The following is a 3,919-nucleotide window of genomic DNA, read 5'->3' on the forward strand; positions in this document are numbered from 1 at the left end:
TGCAGTTAGCAAGATCCAGAGCAAGAGGTTATAGAAATCCCGAGAATTTTATAAAAATGGTGTATTATTTAGGAAATACCTAAAAAATGCAAATCCACTAATTTAGGCGAAGAACCAATTTTTTTCATAAAAGCTAAATTACAATTAAACCTTATGCAATTAAAACTGTCTTACTTTTATTTTAACACAATAGTGCTCACAAAAAAACAAGAATTCTTTGTCTTAATCTATTTAAATCCTATAAGTATGTATAAAAGAATTTTCTCATTAGTATCAGTAGTTACAGTATGTTTGGGACTACAAGCTCAGGAATTTCAGGGTATGGCGGTTTATGAGTCAAAAACCAGTATGTCTGATTTCAAAACGCGCATGGAGGGCAATAAAGATATCACCCCAGAAATGCAGAAAAGAATGGAGGAAAGAATGAAGAGAATGTCCGAAAAAACATTTATTCTCCATTTTGATAAATCAGCATCAATATATAAAGAAGAAGAAAAATTAGAAACGCCGGGTCAAGGTCAAGGTGGCGGCGGAATGCGAATGATGGCTTCGATGGCTGGCGGCGGCGGAACTTTCTACAAAAATGTAAAAGACAAATCCTATACTGTTGATAAAGAATTTATGGGGAAAGAATTTTTAGTAAAGGATTCATTACCGAATTTGAAATGGAAAATGGAAAGTGAAACTCGAGTTATCGGTGGATATAATTGTTTTAAGGCGACTGCTACACGTGCTGTGAGTAAAACAGATTTCAGAAATTTTAGACCAAGAAGGGATGAAGCTACAGCGGCTAAAGTGGCTGATGCAACAAAGAAAACGAATTTCATGGATGCTGTTGAGATGCCTAAAGAAGTAGTAATTACCGCTTGGTATACTCCGGAAATCCCTGTAAATCAAGGTCCGGAGGGATATTGGGGACTGCCTGGTTTAATCCTTGAGATAAACGATGGTAAAACAGTTATTTTATGTTCTAAAGTGGTTTTGAATCCTAAAGCCAGAGCCGAAATAAAAGCGCCGACAAAAGGAAAATTAATTGCCCAGAAAGAGTTTGACGAAACGGTTATTAAAAAAATGGAGGAGTTTAGAGAAATGAACCAAGGGCGTGGTGGAAATGCGGGAATGCGTATGAGAAATGGGGGATAGTCCTAAATAAAATCAGATTTTAAATTAATTACGAAGTGCCAATTATTGCTTAAATGAAAAAAATAATACTAGTAACCTTCTTCTGTATCAGCTCAATTTCCTTTTCGCAATCTGTAAAATTAGAAGGTCTTGTAACGGATTTCAAAACAGTTGGATTGGAAATGGCTAATGTTATGGCGGTTAATCAGGCAACTAAAGCAATGGATTCCTATGCCATTACAAATGACAAGGGAAAGTTTGTGCTTGCTTTAAAACCTAATACTGGCTACACTCTTAAAGTCAGTTATCTGGGAATGCAAAATAAAGAACTGGAGATTGTTACTGCTACTGAAAATATCAATAAGACCATTGCCATGCAGGAAGGTGGAATTGAACTCGATGGTGTTGAGATTGTTCATGAAATGCCAGTTTCTATTAAAGGGGATACCATAGTTTATAATGCAGATTCTTTTAAGTCCGGAACAGAGCGAAAACTGGAGGATATATTGAAAAAATTACCAGGTGTTGAGGTAAATGCTGATGGGGAAGTGGAGGTAGAAGGCAAAAAAGTTACTAAATTAATGGTGGAAGGAAAAGATTTTTTTGATGGAGATACAAAGTTGGGAGTGAAAAATATTCCGGCTGATGCCATTGATAAAATTCAGGTATTAAGAAACTACAGCGAAATTGGGGCGTTAAAAGGTGTTGAAAACAATCAGGACAATGTTGCCATGAATATTAAGCTAAAATCAGGAAAGAAAAACTTTTGGTTTGGAGACATGACTGCAGGAATCGGAGTGGCCCATGAGGAAAGTCGGTATTTGATTAATCCTAAATTGTTTTATTATAATCCAACCTATAGTATTAATCTGATCACTAATTTCAATAATATAGGTGAATTGCCATTGACCGTTCAGGATTATTTTAAATTCACGGGCGGTTTTAGAGGTCTGATGCAAAAAGGAGGGTCCAGTTTTAATGTTGCTTCCAATGATTTAGGGATTTCGCTTTTAAGAAATAACCGAGCCAAAGAAATCGAAACCCAGTTTGGCGCAACAAATTTCTCCTACAATGTAAATAAAGCATGGAGTTTAAGTGGTTTTGGAATTCTTTCGGCTTCCACTACTGATTTGGAAACAGCGTCGCAAACCAATATTTTAGCCTCTAATTCTTCTCAAATCCAATCAACCGAAAATCGACAGGAGATGGCGCATCAAAAAAGTAGTTTGGGATTGTTCAAATTGAGTTCAAGTTATAAGCCATCGACCAGGTTTCAGTTTGATTATGATATTTTAACCAAACTGTCTAAACAAGAGGAGAATAATTCTTTGCTGAGAGAATCAATTGTCAACAATAATGCATTAACTGAGCATATCAGTACGCTGAAAAAACAAGATCCAATTTCGGTGAATCAAAACCTGAGTCTGTATTACACCCAAAGCGATAAAAATATTTTTGCTTTCGAAATGCAGCATTTGTATCAGGAAGAAGATCCTTTTTATAATGCAAATTTGCAATCTCAGCCTTTTAATTTGACCGAGTATGTTTCAGGACAAGATAGAAATAACATCAGTCAAAACCGTTTGGTGAAAACCAGTAAAATAGATGCCAAACTGGATTATTATTATATGGTTACTGCTAAAAGCAATGTTAATGTGACCGTAGGAAACACCTATTCGGATCAAAGTTTTAATTCCAGAATTTTTCAGGTTTTAGACAATGAAACGATCAATAATTTGGATGATACGGCCAATACAAATAATGTAAATTATAATTTCAATGACACCTTTTTGGGATTGCATTATAAGATTTTAAATGGGAAATTTACATTTACACCAGGTGTAAGCCTACATGCGTATAGTATGACAAATGAGCAATTGGGAACCAGTACTAAGCAGGATTTTTTCAGAGTATTGCCAGACTTTTTAGCAATTTATCAAATTAAAAAGGCAGAAACGGTAACGTATAATTTTTCCTATACCAATAATTTTACCGACATCAATCAATTGGCGGAAGGATATGTTTTATCCAATTACAACAGTCTGACTAAAGGAAACAGGCTTTTGGAAAATGCAACGGCACAGATGCATTCCTTGCGTTATTTCAAGTACAATATGTTTAATTTTGAAAACATTACTGCTTTTGTATCCTATTCAAAAAGAACTGATGCGGTAAAAACGCGCGCCTTTTTTAATGGAGTAAATCAGACTTCCTCTCCTTTCAATTCTGATTTTGCCGATGAAACCCTGTCAGGAAACGGTTCTTATGGCCGTTCTTTTCTAAAGAATTATAAAGCATCTTTGGGAACAAATTTAAATTGGTCGAAATTTAATAATATTCAGAACAACGTCTTGTCAACAAAAGAAAGCTTTACACAAAGCTATACTTTGAAAGCTTCAACAAATTATAAAAACAGGCCGAATTTAGAATTAGGGTACAATGTAGTGGTTAATGATTATAATAATGCTACTTTTTACACGGAAAAGCCATTTGCAAAACTGGATTATTTTTTCTTGGAAAATTTTTCATTTGTAGTAGAATATGAATTCTACCATTATTATAACAATACCAAAACAGTAAAAAATGAATATGATTTCTTGAGCGCAAGTTTAATTTATCAAAAGAAAGGAAGTAAGTTAGAATACAAAATTAGCGGAACTAATTTGTTGAACACAACATCATTAACCCAAGTTGCAGCACAAATGTTAAATAAAAGTTAATTTTGATTATATTTGTAAGATATTACCCTGATTAAAGAGTTACTGTTTTGAAGAAAGCCAGTAAAATGGGGCTTTTT

2 protein-coding genes are annotated in these 3,919 nt (G+C 34.4%); both read left to right on the plus strand.

From position 1 onward, the window contains the following. The first annotated feature begins 246 nt into the window (after positions 1-246). Positions 247-1,143: a GLPGLI family protein gene (locus ACNQGH_RS21740; RefSeq protein ID WP_417958111.1), complete on the plus strand. Its 897-nt coding sequence runs from the start codon at positions 247-249 to the stop codon at positions 1,141-1,143. Between the two features lie 53 nt (positions 1,144-1,196). Further along, positions 1,197-3,842: a carboxypeptidase-like regulatory domain-containing protein gene (locus ACNQGH_RS21745; protein ID WP_417958112.1), complete on the plus strand. Its 2,646-nt coding sequence runs from the start codon at positions 1,197-1,199 to the stop codon at positions 3,840-3,842. The last annotated feature ends 77 nt before the right edge of the window (positions 3,843-3,919 follow it).

Origin of the sequence: Flavobacterium kochi, from assembly GCF_048286715.1 — a bacterium.
In the GTDB taxonomy this organism is placed as follows: domain Bacteria; phylum Bacteroidota; class Bacteroidia; order Flavobacteriales; family Flavobacteriaceae; genus Flavobacterium.

Excerpts from the sequence above, each read along its gene's own strand:
- ACNQGH_RS21740 (WP_417958111.1), top strand. The coding sequence starts at position 247 with ATGTATAAAAGAATTTTCTCATTAGTATCAGTAGTTACAGTATGTTTG.
- ACNQGH_RS21745 (WP_417958112.1), top strand. The coding sequence starts at position 1,197 with ATGAAAAAAATAATACTAGTAACCTTCTTCTGTATCAGCTCAATTTCC.